We start from the raw sequence: 24,020 nt of genomic DNA, 5'->3' as shown, positions 1-24,020 counted from the left end.
TAAATGAGTTGGTCTGTAAGCCGGGTTCTGTACGTGTTAACACGTGGCAATCATTCATCTGGATCTGACATTGCTGCCAGTCTCAAGCAATCTACCCGAAAACAGTGTGGGCCACACCTATGGTTTTCCTATTTGATCTTGCTCCAGGTGGGGTTTACCATGCCGTCTTTGTTACCAAAGCCGCGGTGCGCTCTTACCGCACCATTTCACCCTTACCATCGTCAGATGGCGGTATCTTTCTGTTGCACTGGCCGTAGGCTCGCGCCCCCCGGACGTTATCCGGCACCTTGCCCTGTGGAGCCCGGACTTTCCTCGAACTGCAAATGCATTCCGCGATTGCCCGACCAACTCAAGGGCGTATTATTGGGTGAGCTGCGGTGAAATTCAACTTGAAAGTGTGAATTAGGTGTTAATTACAACAATTTAATCCTGATATAATCAGATTACCTGAAGACTTGCAGCCAGAAGAGTGCTGTACCGACTTTAATAAACCGTAACATTTGATTGCCGCTGAATTGAATATTGACCCACAGAGACAAGACCCATGAATCCATCAAAAATCGCAGTCTGTAGCCTGCTTCTCATTTTCTCCTTCTCACTTCAGGCCACAGAGTCCTGGCTGAGAATCACCAATCCTGGTCCACAATTACGTGATTCACTGCCACCACAAGGCATTGAATACGAGCACTTCTTATGGGTGCCGGCTGAACAGAATGCTGAGTGGTCAGCCTTGTTAACGGCAGCTCAAACCACCACCATTGACCGACCATTTCATTTCCGGATTGACCAGCAGTGGCTGGACTTGAAAACGGCCCAATTGCCCGGCGATGCATGGTTTGCATCATCCCTGACCGAAGAGGCTGATTTTCATTTGTTGCAATTTGCCGGTCCGGTGAGGTCCGAATGGCTGGCGGCAGCCACAGCCGAAGGCATCGAATTGGTCAGGCCATTGGCACCATTTTCCTGGATAGTCTGGGCCCGACCTCAACAATTGAATGTCATTGAACAACAGTCATTTGTCAGGCAAACAGCGCATTTGCTTCCTGTATTCAGGGTACAGGCTGACAACAGAAACCTCAATGGCACGGCCTTGTACAGCATGGGTCTGGTTTATCAGGAGCGGCAAAATGCGGTGATGACGCAACTTGAAGCACAAGGTGCATCTGTACTGAGCGTCTTACCGTTCAATGATCATCTGGTGGTACTGAACTTCAGACTTGATGGCGACCAATACCTGAATGCCGCCAACATCCCCGGATTATTGACCATACAAAGGATTGATCCTTCAGCTGGCCCCCGGGGCGAAATGAGTCAGCAAACCATCGTCAACAATTACACTGGACAAAATCCGGCGACTCCCGGTTGGAGTAGCTGGTTATCCGCCACCGGACTTGATGGCAATGGTGTGACTGTGAGTGTGGTTGATGGTGGTATTTATCAGAATCATCCGGATCTGACCAATGTGATCCCATGTTCGGGTACCGGTGCCAGTTGTAATGACAGCTCGGATTCTCACGGCACCCACGTAGCAGGAGCGATTGGTGGCACTGGAATCAATGGCACCACCGATGGCAATGGCTTCAACCGGGGTCTTGGTGTGGCACCAGGAGTGCAAATCGTGGAGCAGCTTTATTCGCCGTTACTCGGTGGTGGTCCTGGTGGTATGGTGGCTGGTGGTATGTTGTCAATTTACAAGGATGCCCAAACCAGCGGTGCCTTGCTCAGTAATAATTCCTGGGGGCCAACCGGTAGCCCACAAGGTTATGACATTCCAACCATGGAAATTGACATGATCAGTCGAGATGCCAATCCTGACTTGCCAGGCAATCAGCCGGTATTGGCTGTGTGGTCTATCATGAATGGTGGTGGTGATGGTTTTGGCAGCTGTTCGCCCTCTTCATTGGGCTCACCTGATGAGGCCAAAAACCTGTTTGCGGTCGGTTCTACCAGTTTACAGTCCGGTAACCTGAACCAAGTGGCCAATGTCTTTAATGTTTCCTCCAACAGTGCCCATGGTCCGGCCTGTGACGGCAGGCAAGTCCCACATATTGTGGCCCCTGGATGTAACACCGACGCCCCTGACAGTCCATCCGGTTATGGTTTGAAGTGTGGGACTTCTATGGCATCACCGGTTATTTCTGGTGCGGTGTCATTGTTTTGGGAACAATATCGCAATAATAACGAGGGTGCAGACCCCAGTCCGGCACTGGTCAAATCAGTCTTCACCGCGGTGGCAGATGATTTGGAAGGTAACAATGATGCCGACGGTCAGACCATGGGGCATGCCCCGGACAGAAAGCAGGGTTGGGGCAGAGTTAATCTTGAAAAGGTGATTAATCCGGTCAACGATGTCTACCTGTTTGATCAGGCACATGTGTTTGATCAGACCGGACAACAATGGCAATTACAGCTGCGGCCGGATGATCCGCAACAACCCATGCGGCTGATGCTGGTATGGACCGATGCTCCGGGCTCCGGTCTGGGTGGAACCAACCCTGCCTGGGTCAATGATTTGGATTTGTCAGTCACTGCGGACCAGTTATACCTGGGTAACCAATTTGGTGCCGATGCTTTTTCGTCACCTGGTGGCAGTCCGGATGGTATCAACAACATGGAAGCGGTGTTTTTACGCGCTGACCAACACAATGGAAATCCAATCACAGTAAGCGTGCTGGCTGCCAACATCGTTGGGGATGCATTGAACCCTTATGTCAGCGGAACCCCGCAGCAGGATTTTGCGTTGGCCTGTTACAACTGTCGCGAGCAGGCTTTGCCTGATTTGATTTTTGCAGATGACTTTGGCCCCTTGCCAGGAGATCTGATCTTTTATAACGGATTTAATAACCCCTGATCTGCGGGTGTAGATTGAAAATAAAACGGCCCAAAGTGGGCCGTTTTTTGTTTTTATGATTCTGGTTTATTTGTTTTTGACGTATTTTTCCAGCCATTCATGTTGTTCCCAAATCACATGAAGGATGGATTCTTTGGCGCGGTAACCATGACTTTCTTTGGGTAACATCACCATTCTGGCAGTCGCACCAAGGCCTTTGAGTGCATTGAAATAACGTTCAGTCTGTAAGGGGTAGGTACCAGAATTGTTATCGGCTTCGCCATGAATCAGCAGCAGCGGATGCTTCATGCTGTCAGCATGCATGAACGGTGACATGCTGTAATAGATTTCCGGGGCTTCCCAGTATGTTCTTTCTTCGGCCTGAAAACCAAAGGGTGTCAGGGTCCGGTTGTAGGCGCCACTGCGGGCAATACCCGCCGCATAATCATCCGAATGGCTGAGTAGGTTGGCGGTCATGAAAGCGCCATAGGAATGCCCGGCGACTGCGACCCGCTGACGATCGATGTAACCCATGTCGTCCAGGGCGTCTATGGCTGCCCGTCCATTGGCCACCAGTTGTTTGATGAAGCTGTCGTTGGGTTCTTCGTCTCCTTCTCCGACAATCGGAAAAGAGGCGTCATCCAGAACAGCATACCCCTGAGTGACCCAGTAAATCATTGACCCATAATAAGGATAGGTGAATTCATTGGGATTGTTGGTGTTCTGAGAGGCGCTGTTTTTGTCTTTGAACTCAGTTGGGTATGCCCACATGATCATTGGCAATCTGGGCTTGGTGTCAAAATCATAATCGGCTGGCAAGTACAAAGTGCCGGACAATTCAAGGCCGTCTTCCCTGGGGTATTTAATGACCTCCTTATGGATGTCGGCGATGCTGGCAAAAGGGTTGGTAAAGTCAGTGATTTGTGTCAGGGTACCATTTTTGATGTCGCGGATGTAATAGTTGGGATATTCAGTTGGTGACTCAATCCTGACCAGTACTTGTCCATTTTGCAGGTCAATGGCGTCATTCAGATCTTCAATTCGGTCGGTGTATGCTGACTGGTATAAACGACTGGTTTCACCGCTGGATAAGTGATATTGGTCAATGAATGGAAACTGGCCTTCAGCGGTGTAACCATCGCCCATCAGATAAACTTGATTGTCATCTATCAGTAAGATGTCCTCCCCCCATTTATTTTGGGTGGTCACGTAGTTGCCAGGATCATTGTAGACATCCTGGTAATTGCGCTCATTGAGCACCTTGGGCGGTTGATCAAGATTTGATGGATCGAATAAACTGGTTCTTACCTGGCGGGTGTTCCACCAGTAATCATAAAAAATGGCATGTGATTCATCACCCCAGGTTACCTGAATAAACCGATCCACGGTTTTAAACAGTGATTCAGGTTGGCCATCAAATGGCGCCGGCAGTTGAAATACCTCATCACGATGTGACACCTGGTTCTCCGGATCTCCACCATCCAGTGCTTCAGCCCAGATCATGGTCGCTGGCTGGTCAGCCCGCCATTGCAAGTTGCGTTTGCCGGTTCTGACAGCCATAAAGCCTTTGGGGATTTCTTCAGTCAATGGCACTTGGTTGATGGTTGATACACGTTGACCATTGGCTTTGAACAAGTCGGTCTGTTGTGGGAAACGACGGTATGGCACCAGGTATGAAAAAGGCCTTTTGACTTGGGTAACCGCCACAAATTTACCATTCGGTGAGAAATCAATGCTGCTGTACATGGCTGTGGGTTGCCAGTCTTTGATTTTACCTTTCAGGCTGACTTCTTTCAGTTCTGAATGCGCCAGCTGTTCGAAATTAAATTCATCATTGGGGTTTTTGAGGAGGTCCTGATACGTCCGGTTCTGAGCTTTGGAACCATCGCTGTTGGAGACTGTGGGGCCAACCGGAACCGCATTGTCGGCATCAATCAGGGGTTTGCGGTTATCTGGCAGGAATTTAACCAGCAATGATTTGTCATTTTTGAACCAGCGGGCAACAGAGCCCATATTGGCATTGAGTACCGGATCAGTTAATCGGTGTGCCATCAATGAATCCAGGTTTGCATACCACAGTTCAACACCGCTGGATGTGGTGTGGGTGAAGGCCACTTTGCGTTCATCATTAGACCAGCGGAGGTTTGCAATTCTGGGGTTTTCGGGCAATCCTTTGATGTCAGACACCTGTTGGTCGGCAATGGTCAGCAGTCGGATGTTGTTGTAATAAGTGGTGCGGCTGCCGATGTTGGTTTTTGGGTTGATTCGCAATCCTGCCAGGCGCAATTCCTGCTCACTCAGTTCGGCGATTGATTTGTACTGATCCCGGTAGATCAGCAGCATATTTTGTTTTTTTGAGTCGGCAATCACCGATGGTGCCCGCTCGATATCAATCAATTCAAGGATCTCCTGAGGTGGCTTTTGGTAAGTGATCGGCTCCTGAGCCATTAACAGTTGGCTGAAAAACAGCCCGATGAGCATTGATTTTATGACATGCATGTGCATTCTCCCGATTCAAAAACAGAACATTCTATCAACTCAGCTGTGAAAAAGAATTGGGTCATCAGTCATTATTACTGGTGGTTTGTGGGCAAATTTGAAAATGTTCAGTTGACTGACGGTGAATCTGCAGAAAGTTCAGGGTTTGTTTCCTGTAGGGCTGGTGACTTGATTGAAGCGTGCTGGCGAATCAGTGCGTCGAGCACTTGATCACTCGACATGACCGTCGGGGCCGCTTTGACTTTTGTCAGCAACAAAAGTGAATGAAGTCCCAACATCATTCCTATATAATGCAGGGTTTTGCTACATCAACGAAACGTGCTATGCAAACGAATAACAATGGATGCCTGACTTTTCAGGAATTGATTCTGAAATTACAGTCATTTTGGGCAGCACATGGCTGTGTGATCATTCAGCCACTGGATCTGGAAGTGGGTGCGGGCACCTTTCATCCGGCAACGTTCCTCAGATCCATCGGCCCTGAGCCATGGAACAGTGCTTATGTACAACCTTGTCGCCGGCCAACCGACGGTCGTTATGGCGAGAATCCCAATCGTCTGCAGCATTATTACCAGTTTCAGGTGGTGCTTAAGCCTTCGCCAAAAAACATCCAGGAGCTGTATCTGAAATCGCTGGAAGCGATTGGCATTGATACCCTGGAGCATGACGTCAGATTCATTGAAGACAACTGGGAATCACCCACCTTGGGAGCTTGGGGTCTGGGCTGGGAAGTTTGGCTCAATGGCATGGAAGTAACACAATTTACTTATTTTCAACAAGTGGGTGGTCTGGAGTGCAAGCCGGTCATGGGTGAAATCACATATGGACTTGAGCGATTGGCCATGTACTTGCAAAACAAAGACAGCATCTTTGATCTGGTGTGGGCTGAAACCCCAAATGGGACCGTCACTTATGGTGATGTTTATCATCAAAATGAAGTCGAACAGTCGGCTTACAACTTTGAATGTGCCGATGTATCTGAGTTGTTCAGGTCGTTTACAGAGGCGGAAAAGGCTTGCCTCGAGTTGATTGAACGGGCATTGCCGTTGCCGGCTTATGAAAAGGCCCTGAAGGCCTCACACTTATTCAATTTGCTGGATGCCAGAAAGGCCATCAGTGTCACTGAGCGCCAGCAGTTTATTCTGAAGGTCAGAAACATGTCCAAAAAAGTGGCCGAAATGTATTATCAATCACGCGAAGCGCTGGGTTTCCCAGGTTGCAAAACCAGTAACCAACAGGAGGGACACTGATCATGGCAGATATATTATTTGAATTGGGTTGTGAAGAATTACCACCCAAAGCCTTGTATGGTTTGGCAGAAGCCCTGTATCAGGGAGTATGTCGGCAGATGGATGAAGCAGGCTTCAGCTATGCAGGTGATTCGAGGTGGTTTGCCTCGCCCCGTAGATTGGCTTTTCTGCTCAAAGGCGTGACTGAACAATTGGCTGACCAGCACATCGAAAAAAGGGGACCTGCGGTGGCTGCTGCTTTTGATGAAGACGGCAACCCCAAGCCCGCAGCCATGGGTTTTGCCCGTTCGCTGGGTGTGGATATTGCCGATCTGAGCCGGGTGGAAACCGAGAAAGGTGACTACTTGACTTACCAGGTAACCGAAGCTGGTCAGCACATCGCTGCAGTGATGCCGCAATACATCGCCAAAGCGATCAAACAATTACCGATACCCAAACCGATGCGTTGGGGTGACCATGAGTACAGTTTCATCAGGCCAGTTCACTGGATGGTGTTACTTAAAGATCAGGACGTCATACCAATGGAATTGTTTGGCGTCACCACTGGTCAGCAAAGCCTTGGACATCGTTTCCACCACAATGAATTTGTCAGTATAGATAAACCTGCTGATTATGTTTCGGTGATGCAACAAGCCGGAATCATGGTAGACCAGCAGCAGCGTGAACAATTAATTGCTGAGCAGGTGAAGGCTGCAGCGCACAGTGTAAATGGGGTGGCCCGTATTGAAGCCGGATTATTGTCCGAGGTGGCGAGCATCACAGAGAAACCATCGGCGGTACTTGGCGAGTTCAACAAAGATTTCCTTTCAGTGCCCAAGGAAGCACTGATATCTTCCATGGAAAAGCACCAGAAATATTTTCCGGTTGAAGATCAACAAGGTCAGTTGATGCCTTATTTTGTGGCCTTGGCCAACATCGATTCAAGTAACCCTGAAGCGGTGAAAAAAGGCTTTGAGAAAGTCATCACCCCCAGACTGGCGGATGCCCGTTTTTTCTGGGAAAAAGACAAGGCCCGTCCACTGGAAGACAACATCCCCTTGTTGGAGAAAATGGTTTTCGAACAATCGCTGGGCACCCTGGCTGATAAAACCAACCGCATCAGTCAATTATTGGTTTGGATGTCACCACAGCTTGGCTTTGAAGAAACCGATGCCAAACAGGTTGCCCGGTTAATGAAATGTGACCTGATGTCCGATATGGTTGATGAGTTTCCTGATTTACAAGGCCTGATGGGTGGATATTACGCTGCAGAACAACAAGAGTCTGAGGCTGTGTCAATGGCCATCAGGGATCAGTATTTACCACGATTTGTGGGTGATGACTTACCGGCGACCCGATTGGGACAGGCTGTTTCAATGGCCGATAAAATGGATACATTGTGTGGTATTTTTGCAGTAGGTAAAAAGCCCACTGGTTCAAAAGATCCATTTGCCCTCAGAAGAGCGACGTTGAGCATCATAAACATCCTGATCGAGCAACAGCTTACCATCAATCCAAGGGAATTGATGTGGACGGCTTTCGCCGCTTTACCGGTTACAGTTGATGAGGCCGTCAAACAGGAAGTGCTGGACTTTTTCAATGAGCGATTGCGCCATCAGTACCAGGGGCAAGGCATCAGTCATGATGTGGTTAATGCGGTACTGGCCAAACACCCGGATAATCTGGTGGACTTTGATCAGCGGGTAAGGGCAACGGAATTGTTTAAACAACAACCTTTTGCCAAATCCCTGATTGAGGCCAATAAACGAGCTTTGAATATCACCAAAAAATCCAATGTTGATTTGCCGGTTGATATCCATGCCCATCGAGTAGACGCCACATTATTTACCCAGGAGCAAGAACAACAGGTTTATGAACAGTTGGCAGCGATTGAGCCTCAGTTGGGTGAACTGGTCACCCGTTTTGCTTATGATCAGGCTTTTGAGGTGCTCAGTTCGCTGGCACAACCATTGGATGACTATTTTGAGCATGTCATGGTCAATGCCGATGATCAGCAAGTGAAGATCAACCGCCTGACTCAACTGGTTCAGGTCAGCCGGTTGACTGGTTCCATTGCTGACCTGTCTAAATTGGTAAAGAGCTGAATACCGTATTCAGCTGGAGCATACAACGGTGCTCTGGCGCCGTTTTTTTTTCTGAATGTGACTCAATGAACCAGTTGCCCAGCCACGATCTGAGTGGACTCCGTTGAGCAAAGATTGATAAATGCCGGTTAATCGGCTTACAATGCGCTGATGAGTTTTTTCCAGGAATTAAAACGACGAAATGTGTTTCGGGTCACTGCCGCTTATGTGGTGATTGGCTGGTTGTTGTTACAAGTTGGTGATGTGGTGTTTGAAGCCCTGGAACTGGAAGCCAGTGCCAATCGCTTACTGATGGCTTTGGTGTTGCTTGGATTAATTCCCACCATTCTGTTTGCCTGGGCCTTTGAAATGACCCCCGATGGCATCAAACGCGACCGGGATGTCATCAAAGATGAAGCCCATGAACAACGGACGGCGAAAAAACTCGATTATGTGACGCTTGGGGTGTTGGTCGTGGTTGGGGTGATGAGCCTTTGGCAGCATTGGAGTGATGACCCTCAAGATCAGGAAGTTGTGATTGATGAGCCGGTGACCGAAGAACCGTTGTCATTCATCGCCAATACCGACATCGATGAAAAATCCCTCGCTGTATTACCCTTTACCAATGTGGCCAACACCGCAGACAATGAACCATTCACGGTTGGCATTCATGATGACCTGATCACCTCATTGTCGAAAATATCTGCGTTGAAAGTGATTTCCAGAACTTCGGTGTTGAATTACCACAGCACAGACATGCCAATCGTTGACATAGCCGGGAGGCTTGGTGTGGCCCACATTGTTGAAGGCGGGGTCCAGCGGGTTGGCAATCAAGTGCGACTGAATGTCAAACTGGTTGATGCAATGACTGAAGAACCGTTGTGGGCTGAAACCTACAACCGGGAGCTGACCGCAAGTAATATTTTTCAGATTCAAACCGAAGTCTCACAGGAAATCGCAAATGCCCTCAAAGCTCGTCTGACAGACGCAGAAGTGCAGTCGTTGGGTAAGCAACAAACTGACAATCTCGATGCGTACAATGCCTATTTGGCAGGTCGGCAACGATTGCTGACCCGCAACAGTCAATCACTATATCAGGCATTGAGCCTGTTTCAAAAAGCCACAGAACTGGATGCTGAATATGCCCTGGCGTATGTGGGACAGGCAGACGCCTGGAGTTTGTTGAATGACTACAGTGATGTCACTCGGGCCGAAATGTTGGCCAATGCAGAACCTTTGATTGATCAGGCCCTGCAGCTTGATCCATCATTGGCTGAGGCACACACCAGTCGAGCCAATTACCTGGCTGAGCAAGGTGATCTTGAAGGAGCACAAAATGCCTTCCAACATGCCCTGGAACTCAATCCGAATTATCCAACTGCCTATCATTGGTATGGCAACTTGCTCAGTCGTCTTGGGAACAAAGAACAAGCCCTGGATATGTATCGTCAAGCGGTTAATCTGGACCCCATTTCGCCGGTGATACAATCAAACATTGCATCGATTCTGTCCGAACAGGGGCGGCATAAAGATGCCCTTGCACAGTATGACCGGATCATTGAGCTGGTGCCTGACTACCCCGGAGCTGCTGGCGGCAAAGCCGCGGTTTATTCCAATCAGGGGGAGTTGGATGAAGCCATCAGGTGGCAAAGAATCGCCATCAAAAAGGACCCCGGTAATGTTTCCAGGAAAGCCGAACTGGCTTCGATGTATGTGGACCTGGGGCTGACCGAACAGGCGCAATCCACCATCGATGAGATCAGGTTGCAATCACCAGGTTATGAGAAATTGATTTATGTTCAGGCCTCTCTTGATATGTACCAGGGACAATATCAAAACGCGGTGGATCGCTTTGCTGCGGCCTGGCAGCGAAACCCGGATAACAAAAACTACCTGGGGAACCTGGCTTTTAACCAGATGCTTCTGGGCCATAATGAGCAGGCCATCGAAAATTACCTGAAACTGTTTGCTGCCGGAGACCCAGACGACTTTCAGGTGAACAGGGATAATTTTGACAGCGCCATCAACATGGTTTGGTTGTGGCAGGTCACCGAGCAAGCTGAGGTGGCAGCCCGGGTATTGAATGAACTCAAAGCCATGATGGCTGAATTTCCCGATTTGAACAGCAACTTCAATCGCGCCATGGTAGCAGCAGCGGAAGGTCAATACATCGAATCTGCTCAGTTATTCTATAATGAATACAAGAAAGGAGGCAGTCGTGGGTATTGGCAGGGCAGTCATTTGCCGATGCTTAAAGAAGTCATCAATACCCCCTTTACTCAGGAGTTTGTGGGTCTTTATGAATATGAGCTGCAACAACAACGCCAGCGGGTGCTGGCGTTTAATTAATGACAGCTGATCAATCAGGATAACAGGTATTATCTGAACGCCTGAACAGCACTGATGTGGGCTTCTTTGACAGACTCAGGCAGGAAGCTGGCTCTGAAAGAGTTCTCCACCAGGGTAATGATTTCATCATTGTCTAACCCAACCGCAGCAGCCAGTTGCTGAAAATTGTCATTCACATAGCCGCCAAAGTAAGCCGGATCATCTGAATTCAGGGTGGCGATCAGGCCTTTGGCGAGCATGTCTTTGATGGGATGTTCTTGCAGGTCGCTGACCACTTTAAGCTTCAGATTTGATAATGGACAGACCGTTAATGCCAGTCCGCTTTCAGCAATCTGTCTGGTCAGCTCTCCGTCATCAAGACAACGGTTGCCATGGTCAATGCGGTCAACTTTCAGCAACTCAATGGCTTGTCTGACATAATCTGCAGGGCCCTCTTCACCGGCATGAGCCACCACTTTGAAACCATCTTTCTTTGCCTGAGAAAAGACCTGTTGGTATTTTTCGGGTGGGTGTCCCAGTTCTGAAGAATCCAGTCCTATGCCGATGATTTTATCTCGGTGTTTGACTATCTCAGGATACAGATCAAGCGCATCCTGCTCAGGCAGATGGCGCAGGAAACAGGCAATGACATGAAAACTGATTCCCAGCTCCTGCTGAGCGTCACTGAATGCCTGATGCAAACCATTGATCACCACATCAAAAGCAATGCCACGGTCGGTGTGTGACTGGGGGTCAAAGAAAATTTCGGTGTGCACCACATGATCGGCTTTGGCCCTTTCCAGATAGGCCCAGGCCAGGTCATAAAAATCCTGTTCGGTTTGCAACACACTGACACCAGCATAATAAATGTCGAGAAATTCCTGCAGGTTGTTAAAGTCGTATAAGGCTTTGAGGGCATCCACTGATTCATAGGGCAGGGTGATGCCATTGCGTTCGGCCAGGGCAAACATCAACTCAGGTTCGAGACTGCCTTCAATGTGCATGTGCAATTCGGCTTTGGGTAATTGATTGATCAAGGTTGTTTTCATGGTGGTTTCTGTACTCAATGAAGGGTATCAATGAAAAAAGGCACCCGAAGGTGCCTTTTGTATTCAGTTGTTATGGACTGAATCAGTTGTTTTTCAGGAATCTGCGGCCAAAGAAGCCCATTCCCAATAACAACAGTGCCATACCGTACCAATTGGCTGCAGGTACAGGCAATGCTGGTGTAGGAGCCAGGACCGATCCTGATACAGAGAACAGGAAGTCAGTGGTGCCACCGCCGCCTACGCCACAAACACTACCAGCTGGTTGGAATGTGGTACAACCTGAACCAAAACCGTCACCTGGGTTGATCCAATGGCCTTCAGCACCGGTTACAGTTTGGGTGTTTGAAAAGAAATGTTGTCCACCGGCACCGCCAGCAAAGTCCAAATCAGTTTGTTGTGCCATCCAGAAAGTACCTGCAGGCAGGTCGCAACCAGCTCCGAGATCAATCACAAAAGAACCTGTGGTGTCAGTTGTGGGAACCACACTTGGAAAACTACAACCTGCAACCGGAGTTGGGTCAGGTGAACCGCCAAGATCAGCATGGAAAGAAATACTCACGCCTGCGGCAGGACCAGCTACTGAATAAGTTCCCACAGAAGAAACCTGAGTAATGTTCCAGCCGTTGGGGTCAGTGACTACAAAATCATCTGCAACAATGGCGTCATAGGCGTCAAAGGCCGCTTCGAAATTTTGATCAGGGGCACCATTTCCAGATGGTGGTTGACCGGTTTGATCATAAAGTACGACAGGCCCGCCAAATGGTACATCAGCTGGGCTACCGCTAACGCCGGCCTGATCAACAAGCTGAGCTCCAGCCACTGCAGAAGCAGTTAACAGGAAAGGCGCCATGGCTTTTCTTAATTGATTGATTTTCATTTTTCCTCCAAACAGGGTTTTTATAATTTAAGGGTAGTATGACTACTCATTAAAGCATTGTATTTATCTAAACTGTGACATCAAGCATAATTTAACAATTTTTCAAGTTCTTTCATTGATTTTCCGTATTTTTTGTATCTTTGTACGCCCTCACGGTTGATTTTTTGTTTAACCTGAGTAGCACTGGCCGTTTTGATCATGCGTTCAGTTTGATGGAATTGCAAACAGGCATCCTCCCAATCAAGCCCCAGATAGCTCAGTAAAATTTCTATTTGTTTACGGGTATCTGCGACCACTTCTTCGTATCTGACCGTCAGAATTTGTGAAGGGTACAATTTTTTCCAATGCGCCATGATCTGCTCGTGATGACGGTGATAGGCGGCCAGTTCAGTCAGGTCATAACTGTATTCCTGTCCTGATGCAAACAACTGCTTGTAACAACTGAGGCAAACGTCCATGGGGTGTCTGACGCAATGGATGATTTTGCTCTTTGGCAGTACTTCAAGGATGCTGCCAACGTAATTAAAATTAATCAGGCTTTTATCTGTGACATAGGCATGCTCCAAACCGTAAGCATTGATTTTTTGTTGGTATGCCATGGCCACTTTATTCATGTCATCAGCACTGCATTGTTTCCATACCGCCGGATAATCGGTTTGGTGTTGTTGTTCCAGGCGTTTGATAAGGTCAGGAAAAGTGGTCAGTTCCGAGGCACCAAAAACCCGTGAGTGAGAAGCGAGGATTTGTTCTATCAGGGTTGACCCGGATCGTGGCAGTGAAACCACAAATAAAGGATTGGGTTCTGTGGCCGGACGAGTTGTGTCCTGTGCATGTGCAGATGGCGTGGAGAACGTACTGATGACCTGTTGAGTATAGCCTGGCCAGTCGAATGGGACCCTGTTCAGTGATTGGTATTTGGCTTGATTGGCTCTTTGCAACATGGCAAATGCCTCTTCGTAACGGCGTTGGTGTTCCAGGTTTTGTGCCTGTGCAAACAACAATTCTATGACCTCCGAATCCTGGTGTTGATCAATGATCTGGCTGATCATCCCGGCTTCGTTTGCTGAAAACTGATATTTTTTCAGGTTGGCCAGTGCCAGGTAAGACTGTTGATGGAAAGGATCAATGTTCAGTGCACGGTGCAGGTAATCAATGGACTGCTCAATATGCCCCAGGTTTTTGCTCATCACGCCCAGGGAATAGAGTGCATTGAGGTGATTGGGTTGACGATCAATGACCTGCTGATATGCAGAGGCGGCTTGATCCCATTGTTCAGATTCCCGGTAAACATTGGCCAGGTTGAACCAGGCTGAAACGTGATTGGGACTGATGTTGAGGGCCTCTTGCAGGCAGGATTCTGCCTGGGCAAACTGTTTGTTTAATTTATACAAACTGCCCAGGTTGATCCATACCGCCGCATTGCCTGGTGCCAACCGACGGGCTTTCAATAAATGCTTTTCCGCCAACGCCATATGGTTCAGCTGGATGTGCACCACACCCTGCAGGCGTTCCAGTTCTGCATTGGCTGGCATTTTACGAACCAGTGACTTGAGTTTTTTCAGCGCAACCGCTGGCTTGCCCTGGTTGATCAGGTCGGTGATTTTTTGGTGACTGTTTTGCATGCTGTGATCAGATCAGTGCGCTATTCAGATCATCGCACTGGCGAATGCCCAGACATTGGCAATGGCCAGAACAAGCAAACACAACCAGGTCAGTGCAGTGCCATAAAAACGACCAAAGCTGACGCCTTTTTTATTGACAAAGCCCGATGGATGCATCAATCGGGCAATCACCATGGCAATGCCAATGCCGTGTAACAGATAACTGTTGCCCTGGTTCATTTCGTAGGTAGCCATGAGTAACACCACGATGGGAATGTATTCAACGGCATTTTGTTGGGCGCGGATGTGGCGGATGCCTTTATCGTCACCGCCATCGCCGATCTCTATTTTCTTGACTCTTCTGAATACCACCACCCGGTAACATAACCACAGGATGATCAGGGCAAGCAGGGCGGCGTAAAAGCCGGTAATCAGTAACATATTTATAACTCCTCAGACAATTGTCTGGCTGGATGGGTGATTGAGTATCGGCCATCAGTACATTGCACCCCGGCCACCGGGAATTCTGGATCATGGGTAAAAAACAATCGTTGATCATGCTTCACTGCATTGCTCAGGAATATGGCTTTTTCATCGATCAATTGTTCTGGAAAACGGTCATAACCCATGGAAATGGGTACATGCACCCAGGCAGCACCAGGAATCAGGTCAGCGGCAAACACCAAATCTGCCACCTGGGCATGCATCAGCCCCGGCGTATGACCTTCGGTGAACGTGAACTTCACTGCTGTGCCCAGCGATTCATGATGTGGGCCGTGGACGAGCTGCAATCTGCCTGATGCTTGCAGCAGTTCATGCAACTCTGGTATGAATGAGGCGCGGTCTCTTGGGTGTGGTTTGAGCGCGCGCTGCCAATGTTCAGCGCCCACCAGGTATTCTGCCTGATCAAAAACCAGCTGGTAAGGCTGGTCTTCCTGCCACTCACTTAACATGCCACCGGCATGATCAAAGTGCAGATGGCTCAGTACCACGACATCGATGTCAGCAGGTTGTAAGCCCAAAGCAGCCAGTGATTTCAGCAAGACATGACCGGATTCATAAACCCCGAAACGGGCTTTCATTTTTGGGGGAAAAAAATTGCCAATGCCGGTTTCAAACAGCACATTCTTGCCATTGAGGCCGATGGCCAGCAATCCGCGACAAGCCAGTTCCATGCGGTTGTGTTCATCCACTTCAACCCAGCGGGACCACAGGGCTTTCGGAGCATTTCCAAACATCGCCCCGGCATCCAGTTTCTGACGGTTGCCTTCTACAGAATATAGTTTCATGCTGAGATTTTAACTCAATCAATATCAATGTGTTTAAATGAATCCACTGTACAAGCAAGTGAACACAATTGAGTGATCATGATGCATGAATGGCGGCACATCAGCGCGATGGGCATAACCGAATGCGGGTATGACGGTCTTGGCATTCAACCGGCTGGTGATTCAGTCATCAATTCTTTCAGAGCAAACCTGTTCAGTGGTTTTATTTCACCACAGCCGAGCCGGTGGTGGTCCTGGGGTCACTGGATGCAGTCACTTCACCGGTTTGTCTATTCCAGTAAGCGGCATGCATGTTGCCCCAGGTGCCTTTGGATGCCCGCACCTCGTGACCCTTGGCTTCCAACTGGCTGATCAGTTCAGGACTGAAGGCGTCTTTTTCTGTGTACAACCGATCTGGCAGGTATTGATGATGATACCTGGGTTTGCTGACCCATGAATCCACCGGATGGCCGTCGAAGAAATCCAGCAGGCCAAGCAGCACCATGGTGATGATGCGGCTGCCACCCGGGGTGCCCAGTACGGCCACCTGGTCATCAGAAAACACGAAAGTCGGTGACATGCTCGACAGCGGGCGTTTTTTGGGTTCAATTTTGTTCGCCTGATCACCGATCAGGCCAAAGGCATTGGGTTCGCCAGGCTTGGCTGAAAAGTCATCCATTTCATTGTTCAGCAGCACCCCGGTACCCGCTGCAATGAAGCCTGAGGCGAGGCCAGTGTTGACCGTCAATGTGGCAGACACCAGATTGCCCTCGGTGTCAATGATGGAAAAATGTGTGGTGTCTTCCCCCTTGGGGACATCACCGATACCTGGTAATAAGTCTGATGGTGTGGCTTTGTCCGGATTGATGCCGGCCCTCAGTCCTTCGGCATAATAAGGATGGGTCAACAATTGTGTGGGAATCTCCACAAAATCAGGGTCACCCAGATAGATGCTGCGGTCCCGGTAGGCACGACGCATGGCTTCAGTGACCAGGTGTATGCGCTGGGCACGGTCCATGTCTGTCAGGTCCCAGGCGGACAAGATGTTCAAGATGGTGGCGATGGCTATGCCTCCAGATGAGGGAGGGGCCGCAGTAATCAGTGTGTGGCCATGGTAGGTGGTGGTGATCGGCTGACGTTCTTTAACGGTATAGGATTTGAGGTCATCCAGAGTCCAGATGCCACCACTTTGTTGTACCGCATCAACCATCAGGCGGGCGATTTCTCCATCATAGAATCCGGCCTTGCCATGTTCGGCCACCGCACGAAGGGTTTTGGCCAGATCAGGCTGTACGATCAGGTCGCCAACTTCAGGGACTGTTCCCTGAGGTAGGTATACGGCCATGGAAGCCGGATAACGGCGCAGGATGTTTTGCTTGCGTTCGATGTGCCGAATCAGTCTGGGATAGGCTTTGAAACCTTGTTCAGCGGCTTCAATGGCTGGCTGCAAAGAAGCAGACAATGGCAACCGTCCGTAGTGGATGGCCAGGTGCTCGAAGCCGGCTATTTCGCCCGGTATGCCAGCTGCCAGTGGACCATTCAGAGCCAGATCCCGGTTGACTTCACCTGCTTCATTCAGGTACATGTCGGCATGGGCTTTGGCCGGGGCTTCCTCGCGACCATCGATCATCACGTTTTTACCGTCTTTGGCACGGTGCAGCAGCCAAAAGGCTCCTCCGCCGATGCCTGAGCTTTGTTGTTCAACCACCGCCAGGGTGGCGCTGACAGCGATCGCTGCGTCAAAGGCGTTGCCGCCCTGAGCCAGAATCCGGTGCCCGGCCTCAGTGGCCAATGGGTGGGCGCTGGCAATGGCAGCTTGTTCAGGGGTTTTGGCAAAACTGATCTGAGTGATCAGCAGAAGCAGGATGATGTGTTTCATAGTTGTTCCGTCAGTTTTTTGTATTTGAGCATCAGCTCATCGTGGGTTTCTTCGTTGTCGGGATCTTTCGGTATACATTCAACCGGACAAATTTCTGCACATTGCGGTTCATCAAAATGGCCCACACACTCGGTGCACAAGTCTGGATTGATTTCGAAAATTTCCGGTCCCATGTAGATCGCCTCATTGGGGCACACCGGTTCACACACATCACAATTGATGCATTCTTCAGTGATGATCAATGACATGGTCAGCTGCGCTCCGCAAACTTCTGGTTCAGGGCTTCCTGAACCAACGGGTGAGCAAACTTGGACACATCGCCTTCAAGCATGGCAATTTCTTTGATCAGTGACGAAGAAATGAAGCTGTACTGTTCGGTGGGTGTGAGGAACATGGTTTCGATCTTGGGTATCAGGTGGCGATTCATGCTGGCCAGCTGAAACTCATATTCAAAGTCAGATACCGCGCGCAGTCCACGGAGGATCACATTGGCACCGATTTCAGTGGCAAAGTCTGCCAGCAAGGTATCAAAACCCACCACCCTGACATTGGGAATGTGGGCCAGGATTTCAGATGACATGGCGATGCGTTCTTCCAGGCTGAATAGGGGGCCTTTGCGCCGGGAGTCGGCGATGGCCACCACCAGTTCATCAAATATGTTGGCGCCACGTTTTACCAGGTCAGCGTGGCCATTGGTGATGGGATCAAAGGTGCCCGGGTAAATGGCGATGTTGTGTTGGTGATTTGTGGTGTGTTGTGTCATTTTCTTTGCCAAAGTTCTGTTTTTACCTGACCCAACTGTTTCGACTTGATCAGGTTCCAGTGTGTCTCATCCATCGCTTCGGGATTCTGCGTGGTACCAAACTCGCGGTAGAGTAAAGTTCCTGCTTGAGTCAGCGGGTCAATTATAACACTGATTTGGCTCATTTCATCGCTGTCAAAAGGTGGATCAAGAAAGATCAGGTTGTATGTTTTGCCACTGTTGCGGACAAAGTTTCCTGCCGTGGTCTGATGAATGTCCACAGCGTCGAGGTTTAACAAAGCCACATGGTCAGTCAGGCGGCCGATGACCTGCCGGTTGTTGTCAACCAGAGTCACAGTAGCTGCGCCACGGGAAGCAGCCTCAAAACCCAGGATGCCTGATCCGGCATACAGGTCGAGCACCTGCCAGCCGGTCAGGTCATGTCCCAACCAATTGAACAGGACTTCACGCAAACGATCAGATGTGGGGCGCAGCCCGGGTTGATCGTCTACGGCTATTTTTCTCGAACGGTGAATGCCACCAGTGATGCGTACATGTCCCATGGTCAGATATGATTTATCAGTGTGCCTTGTATTTGGTAGAATATGCGCCATATTTTAACGGAATTCCTCATCAGATAACCCATGATTAAGTTTTTTAAGAAAAAAAACCAGCCCGAAAAACAACCTGCAGACACCGCATCGGTTGATTCAACGGCAGCAGAACAAGCCCATGACCAGTCAGCCGAAACAATGGCTGGGAGCCAGCCAGCACAGGACACAGAACAATTGAACGAAAAACTGGGTAAAACCCAGGCCAATTTTGGTCAGAAAATGAAACAGTTGTTTGCGTTGAAGAAGAAAATTGATGAAGACTTGTTTGAGGAACTGGAAACCACCTTGCTGATGGCTGACGTGGGCGCTGCTGCCACCATGGATGTGCTGGAAAAAGTCCGCAAATCGCTCAAGCGGCGCAACCTTTCAGACTCTGATGCAGTCCTGGCAGCGTTGCGTGAACAGCTCACCAATCTGGCACAGGTGGTTGAACAACCGTTGGTGATTGATGAGGCCAAAAAACCGTTTGTGATTCTGGTGGTTGGAGTCAATGGAGTGGGTAAGACCACCACCATTGCGAAACTGGCCAGGCAGTTTAAGTCACAAGGCAAGAAAGTCATGCTGGCCGCCGGAGACACTTTCCGGGCAGCGGCTGTTGAGCAATTGAAAACCTGGGGTGAGCGTGAAGGCATTCCAGTGATGGCACAAAACACCGGTGCTGATGCCGCTTCGGTGATATTCGATGCCATGAATTCAGCCACTGCCAGACAGATGGATGTACTGATTGCTGATACCGCTGGTCGTTTGCATACCCAGGCCAATCTGATGCAGGAATTGGAAAAGATTTCCCGCGTCATTCGTAAAAGTGATGAATCAGCGCCGCACGAAACCCTGATTGTGATTGATGGAGGAACCGGGCAAAATGCCATATCCCAGGTTCGTGAATTCAACAACGCCAATCAACTCACTGGTGTGGTGATCACCAAATTGGACGGAACCCCCAAAGGCGGGGTTTTGTTTAACCTGGCTCAGGAATTTGGTATTCCGGTTCGTTACATCGGCGTGGGGGAGAAATCCTCTGACCTGAAACCCTATCGTGCTGCAGAGTTTGTTGATGCGATCATTGAATAAGTCGTGTCATTGAAGGTTCACCTTTGAGCTCGTCATTCAGCCAGTCTGTGGTCAGCTGGTATGATCTGCACGGCCGCAAAAACCTGCCCTGGCAAGGTGGCAACCCATATCATGTTTGGTTGTCTGAAATCATGTTGCAACAAACCCAGGTGGTCAAAGTGCTGGATTATTTTCAGCGTTTTATCAAGTCCATCCCAAACCTGAAGGAGCTGGCCGCAGCGGATGAACAACAGGTGATGGCCTTGTGGTCAGGGCTGGGCTATTACAACCGGGCCCGGAACCTGCACCGCACTGCACAGATATGTGTCGAACAGCATCAGGGAGAATTACCTGCTGACCTGACAGCCTTGATGGCATTACCCGGGATTGGTCGATCTACCGCAGCAGCCATTCTCTCACTGGCCTATGAACAAGCTGAGCCAATCATGGATGGCAATGTCAAAAGGGTCTTCGCCAGACATTTTTTGGTGGCTGGTGAACCCAATAAAAGTGCCACCCTGAAACGGTTTTGGCAACTGGCCGAACAACACCGTGAAACCGCACGACCTGCTGCTTACACACAAGGTTTGATGGACCTGGGTGCCACGTTGTGTACCAAACACAAACCACAATGTGACCGTTGCCCGGTCAGCAATTCCTGTCAGGCACTGGCCAGTGATGTGGTGGCGGCCTATCCGCAAAAGAAAAAACCGGTCAGGGCCAGGGAGGTTGAGTTGCATTGTTTATTGTTTGAGCGAGGTGGACAATTGGCTTTGCTGCAAAGAACAAGCAAAGGGATCTGGGCCAGCATGTGGTTTTTACCAACTTTTGACTCACAACAGGCATTGAGTGAAGTAACCACTTCGGCTCGTAAAATATTCACCCTGACCCATCGGTTGACGCACCGGTTATTGCAAATCCACGTTTATTTGGCCAATGACTGGGAAGTTGATGAACCGGTTGATTGGGTTTCTCGTCAACAATTGGTAAAATGGCCTCACCCCAAAGCACTCAATCACATACTGGAACAACATGACAACCATTAATTGCCTGAAATATGGCGCAGATCAGGAACCCATTCCCTACACTCCGTATCCCGGAGAACTGGGACAACGCATCCAGCAACAGGTCAGTCTGAAGTTCTGGCAGGAATGGCTGGCATTGCAAACCATGATCATCAATGAAAATCACTTTTCGCCAATTGACCCTGATCATCGGAGCATCATTGAGGAGAAAATGGTGGCCTTCCTGTTTGATAATCAGGATGTCAGACCGCAAGGCTATGCACCCGAAGATGATGACTGAAGATTGGAAATTTAATAATCTTTGAATAAAGGTTTGACACATACAGAACGCGTTATTATAATTCGCGTTCTTTCTGAGACGACCCGTCTCAATCTGGTAAGCCCGGATAGCTCAGTCGGTAGAGCAGGGGATTGAAAATCCCCGTGTCGGTGGTTCGATTCCGCCTCCGGGCACCATTTTAAAGCCTTTAATATCAATCTCATCTGTCTTGATGACTCTGGCTTAATGTTGTCATTTTGTTGATTTGAGACTGTGATTAGCAACAGTCAACACCCCTTTCATATATCAATCCCGTTTCCTCACCGACAAACATCAGCCAAATTTTTTCGAACTGACCTCGCTCAAATCCGCCTTGGTCCAATAACTCATGTTTTGCGCCTGAAAAATTTAGATAAGATAATTGATCGGAGTATACAAGTAACTCGATTGGTAAATCAGGTGTATAAGTTTTACTCAGTTTTTGGGCAACAATTCTTTTTATATTGCCTGTCCCGCCGCCGGAAGGTATATCCTCACTGGAATAGGAATGCTTTTCAAGGTCATGCCTTGCGTTTTGATCCATACATTCTGTCAGCTCAAATCCTCTTATGGAACCGTCAGCAAATTCGCAGATAATATCTAGTTCGGATTTTAATGCTTCACCATTCTTAATGGATTTACATTGGGTACTTTGGCCCAGTTCTTTTAAAAATAACTTAAAGTATTTTTTTTCATTAAATTTCTTAATTTCTTCATTGTTCATGGCTGTTTATTCGAGTGGTTTTTGTGTCATTTTGAACATGCGATCTTCAGGGTATAAAGCAAAAAATAATGATTAACTGGTAAGGCCTGAGTTTCCTGGACACTCTTTTGGTTTTCAAAAAAATCTGTTCATAAACCGTTGTTGCAACTCGATCATTATTGGTGTGAAGGCGTTTTGGGTTATAGAACATTTCTATGTAGTTAAACACATCTGCCCGTGCCTGAGCACGGCTTTTGTACTTCTTTCTTCAGGTTGCTGAAGAAACTCTCAGCCACTGCATTGTCATGACAGTTACCTCGGCGTGACATGCTGGGCTCAATGTTCAAAATGTCAGTGCACATTCTGCTGCTGTATTGTGAGCCCTGGTCAGAATGGAGCATCACTTTGTCTTCCGGTTTCAGCTCTAATACGCCATGGTTAAAGCATCATGAACCAAGTCTGAAGTCATCCATGGAGCCCATGGCCCAGCCAACGAAGTTCCTGGCAAACAAATCCTTCATCAAAGCCAAAAAATAAAAAGTTTTCACGGGTGAATGTTTGTCATGTTACTGACCCACCATTGGTTTGGTTGGTCGACTGAGAACCGTCAATCCAGGTTGTTCAGCTCGTTTGAGTTCTCGCTTGAGTGTGGCAACTTGGGCCTTAAAATCTGCTTCTTGCTCCCTACTTTCTTGGGTTTACTTGAATTTCATGATCCAATCATAAAGACTCTTGGTTGAAATGCCAAGACGGCCACTGACATCGATCTCACTGTAGCCGTAGTTGGCCACTTGGTTGACTGCTTCTTGTTTGAATTCATCGGTATATCGGATACCTCTGATCATTGATTAAACTCGTATGGTTAAGTTACTATTTTTACCATAAAAAGTGTCTACAATTCTCAGGCCTTACCAGACATCATCAACCAATCAGCGGATCAGGTCGGTGGGTATGACTACAATCACGATCCAGGTTCGCCTGGACGGTCACTTGAATTGGGCTACGGCAGGATCAATGCGCCGGCTGCCTTGCAGTTGGCTGAGTCAGTCAGTCCGATTGCAGGGGTCATCTTCGAGAACGGTTTTGAATCAGATGTGATTTTTGCCCACGGGTTTGAATAATTCAGCTCAATGAGGAAGAAAAAAAGCGCCAGGAGGCGCTTTTTTTTGGTTCAATTTTATGGAGTGCTTACTGTCGCAGTTTCTTCCTGGACATGAAGACCACCAGTAACAACAAGGCCAGTAAACCAAAGATGCCCAATGTTGGTACAGGGATACTTGGTTGCGGAGGGCTGCCTGCAGCAATGACGTCGATGTCATCGATGAAAAAGTTCACATTGGCATCACCCTGGGTGATGGAATGAAACTCCAGATCTACGGTTTGCCCCTGGTAGGCTGTGAGGTCAACATTGATGGTTTGATAACCCAAAACACCGCAGGAAGGATCGGTCTGGTCAATGAAAAACACCTGGTCTGATGAGTTGATCAGTACTTCCATGAAACCTGTGCCGTCACAACTGGCAGATTCAAAAGCAAAACTCAGGGTCACTGTTCCGGCAGGGGGTATGGTGATGGATTGCGAAACGCTGCCTTCCTCAACCGCACCAGTGAGGCCCCCAAACCAGGTCCAGAAAGTTCCTGTGTTGGCTCCGGTACCGCCGCCAACGCCGCAACCGCCGGCATCACAAATAGGGGTGCCAAAATTTGAAGAAAACTCATTCCAAAAAGCGTTTGGCGTGCCAGCTTCGAAACTTGGGTCAGCCACAAGTCCGCCGCCACGGACACTCGGTCCCTGACCAACTTGTCCACCCGCTTTTTCGTTTTGTGCGCTGACAATGAATGAGCATGTAATAAGTAATATCAAAAAGAATGATTTGTTCATTTATATTTCACCGTATAAAGTTAAAGTTAACATTTCCCCATTACACAGTAATTAAAAACAACT

20 protein-coding genes, 1 tRNA gene, 1 other RNA gene and 1 pseudogene are annotated in these 24,020 nt (G+C 48.8%); 8 read left to right on the top strand and 15 right to left on the bottom strand.

From position 1 onward, the window contains the following. Positions 1–352, bottom strand: an RNA gene (rnpB, locus tag B0475_RS07755) — RNase P RNA component class A. A gap of 192 nt (positions 353–544) precedes the next feature. On the opposite strand from rnpB, the gene B0475_RS07750 reads away from it, so the two are divergent. Next, positions 545–2,851: a S8 family serine peptidase gene (locus B0475_RS07750; RefSeq protein ID WP_077411231.1), complete on the top strand. Its 2,307-nt coding sequence runs from the start codon at positions 545–547 to the stop codon at positions 2,849–2,851. A 66-nt stretch (positions 2,852–2,917) separates the two neighbouring features. Here the strand turns inward: B0475_RS07750 and B0475_RS07745 are convergent, their stop codons facing one another. Further along, on the bottom strand, positions 2,918–5,329 hold the full coding sequence (locus B0475_RS07745) for an alpha/beta hydrolase family protein (protein WP_077411230.1): 2,412 nt from the start codon (positions 5,327–5,329) through the stop codon (positions 2,918–2,920). Positions 5,330–5,652: 323 nt separating this feature from the next. On the opposite strand from B0475_RS07745, the gene glyQ reads away from it, so the two are divergent. The 3 genes from glyQ to B0475_RS07725 all read left to right on the top strand — a co-directional run bounded on the left by glyQ (position 5,653) and on the right by B0475_RS07725 (position 10,991). After that, the gene (gene glyQ / locus B0475_RS07735) at positions 5,653–6,579 is read left to right on the top strand and encodes a glycine--tRNA ligase subunit alpha (RefSeq protein ID WP_077411228.1); all 927 of its coding nucleotides are present in this window, start codon (positions 5,653–5,655) and stop codon (positions 6,577–6,579) included. 2 nt (positions 6,580–6,581) lie between these two features. Further along, positions 6,582–8,663, top strand: a complete 2,082-nt coding sequence (gene glyS, locus B0475_RS07730; protein WP_077411227.1) for a glycine--tRNA ligase subunit beta — start codon at positions 6,582–6,584, stop codon at positions 8,661–8,663. Between the two features lie 150 nt (positions 8,664–8,813). Continuing rightward, on the top strand, positions 8,814–10,991 hold the full coding sequence (locus B0475_RS07725) for a tetratricopeptide repeat protein (RefSeq protein WP_077411226.1): 2,178 nt from the start codon (positions 8,814–8,816) through the stop codon (positions 10,989–10,991). Between the two features lie 29 nt (positions 10,992–11,020). Here B0475_RS07725 and B0475_RS07720 read toward each other — a convergent pair whose 3' ends face one another. The 9 genes from B0475_RS07720 to rsmD form a co-directional block, all read right to left on the bottom strand. After that, positions 11,021–12,019: an adenosine deaminase gene (locus tag B0475_RS07720; protein ID WP_077411225.1), complete on the bottom strand. Its 999-nt coding sequence runs from the start codon at positions 12,017–12,019 to the stop codon at positions 11,021–11,023. An 82-nt stretch (positions 12,020–12,101) separates the two neighbouring features. Further along, on the bottom strand, positions 12,102–12,896 hold the full coding sequence (locus tag B0475_RS07715) for a hypothetical protein (protein ID WP_077411224.1): 795 nt from the start codon (positions 12,894–12,896) through the stop codon (positions 12,102–12,104). An 80-nt stretch (positions 12,897–12,976) separates the two neighbouring features. Further along, positions 12,977–14,518 carry a tetratricopeptide repeat-containing sulfotransferase family protein gene (locus tag B0475_RS07710; RefSeq protein WP_077411223.1) on the bottom strand — a complete coding sequence of 514 codons (1,542 nt, stop codon included), beginning with the start codon at positions 14,516–14,518 and terminating at the stop codon, positions 12,977–12,979. A 24-nt stretch (positions 14,519–14,542) separates the two neighbouring features. After that, positions 14,543–14,938, bottom strand: coding sequence for an MAPEG family protein (locus B0475_RS07705; RefSeq protein WP_077411222.1), 396 nt, complete (start codon positions 14,936–14,938; stop codon positions 14,543–14,545). A gap of 2 nt (positions 14,939–14,940) precedes the next feature. Beyond that, positions 14,941–15,786, bottom strand: a complete 846-nt coding sequence (locus B0475_RS07700; RefSeq protein WP_077411221.1) for an MBL fold metallo-hydrolase — start codon at positions 15,784–15,786, stop codon at positions 14,941–14,943. 202 nt (positions 15,787–15,988) lie between these two features. Then, positions 15,989–17,644 carry a gamma-glutamyltransferase gene (gene ggt, locus B0475_RS07695; protein ID WP_077411220.1) on the bottom strand — a complete coding sequence of 552 codons (1,656 nt, stop codon included), beginning with the start codon at positions 17,642–17,644 and terminating at the stop codon, positions 15,989–15,991. Then, complete coding sequence (locus B0475_RS07690; RefSeq protein ID WP_077411219.1) at positions 17,641–17,892, bottom strand: YfhL family 4Fe-4S dicluster ferredoxin; 252 nt, start codon at positions 17,890–17,892, stop codon at positions 17,641–17,643. Before B0475_RS07690 ends, ggt begins: the two co-directional genes overlap by 4 nt. A gap of 2 nt (positions 17,893–17,894) precedes the next feature. Further along, positions 17,895–18,407, bottom strand: a complete 513-nt coding sequence (gene coaD / locus B0475_RS07685) for a pantetheine-phosphate adenylyltransferase (RefSeq protein WP_077411218.1) — start codon at positions 18,405–18,407, stop codon at positions 17,895–17,897. Continuing rightward, positions 18,404–18,949, bottom strand: coding sequence for a 16S rRNA (guanine(966)-N(2))-methyltransferase RsmD (gene rsmD, locus B0475_RS07680; protein WP_157892786.1), 546 nt, complete (start codon positions 18,947–18,949; stop codon positions 18,404–18,406). The genes coaD and rsmD overlap by 4 nt, the downstream gene beginning before the upstream one ends. Positions 18,950–19,030: 81 nt before the next feature. On the opposite strand from rsmD, the gene ftsY reads away from it, so the two are divergent. From ftsY to B0475_RS07660, 4 genes are all read left to right on the top strand, one after another. Further along, positions 19,031–20,071, top strand: a complete 1,041-nt coding sequence (gene ftsY, locus B0475_RS07675; RefSeq protein WP_077411216.1) for a signal recognition particle-docking protein FtsY — start codon at positions 19,031–19,033, stop codon at positions 20,069–20,071. A gap of 23 nt (positions 20,072–20,094) precedes the next feature. Then, positions 20,095–21,096 carry an A/G-specific adenine glycosylase gene (gene mutY, locus B0475_RS07670; RefSeq protein ID WP_157892785.1) on the top strand — a complete coding sequence of 334 codons (1,002 nt, stop codon included), beginning with the start codon at positions 20,095–20,097 and terminating at the stop codon, positions 21,094–21,096. Then, on the top strand, positions 21,083–21,355 hold the full coding sequence (locus tag B0475_RS07665) for an oxidative damage protection protein (RefSeq protein WP_077411214.1): 273 nt from the start codon (positions 21,083–21,085) through the stop codon (positions 21,353–21,355). Before mutY ends, B0475_RS07665 begins: the two co-directional genes overlap by 14 nt. Before the next feature lie 100 nt (positions 21,356–21,455). Further along, positions 21,456–21,531: transfer RNA gene (locus B0475_RS07660), tRNA-Phe, on the top strand. An 80-nt stretch (positions 21,532–21,611) separates the two neighbouring features. Here the strand turns inward: B0475_RS07660 and B0475_RS07655 are convergent. The 4 genes and pseudogenes from B0475_RS07655 to B0475_RS07635 form a co-directional block, all read right to left on the bottom strand. Beyond that, positions 21,612–22,097: a hypothetical protein gene (locus tag B0475_RS07655; protein ID WP_077411213.1), complete on the bottom strand. Its 486-nt coding sequence runs from the start codon at positions 22,095–22,097 to the stop codon at positions 21,612–21,614. A 46-nt stretch (positions 22,098–22,143) separates the two neighbouring features. Beyond that, positions 22,144–22,326 (bottom strand): annotated as a pseudogene (locus tag B0475_RS18040) (hypothetical protein); the annotation flags it as partial. 448 nt (positions 22,327–22,774) lie between these two features. Next, positions 22,775–22,921, bottom strand: a complete 147-nt coding sequence (locus B0475_RS07640) for a transposase (protein ID WP_077411210.1) — start codon at positions 22,919–22,921, stop codon at positions 22,775–22,777. A gap of 343 nt (positions 22,922–23,264) precedes the next feature. Further along, positions 23,265–23,957 (bottom strand): hypothetical protein, encoded by a 693-nt coding sequence (locus B0475_RS07635; protein WP_077411209.1) that lies wholly within the window; start codon positions 23,955–23,957, stop codon positions 23,265–23,267. Positions 23,958–24,020: the final 63 nt, after the last annotated feature.

The sequence above is a fragment of the Marinicella sediminis genome (genome assembly GCF_002000055.1).
Taxonomy (GTDB): Bacteria; Pseudomonadota; Gammaproteobacteria; order Xanthomonadales; family Marinicellaceae; genus Marinicella; species Marinicella sediminis.
The sequence above is the reverse complement of the archived record's forward strand: the minus strand, read 5'-3'. Positions and strand labels throughout refer to the sequence as shown.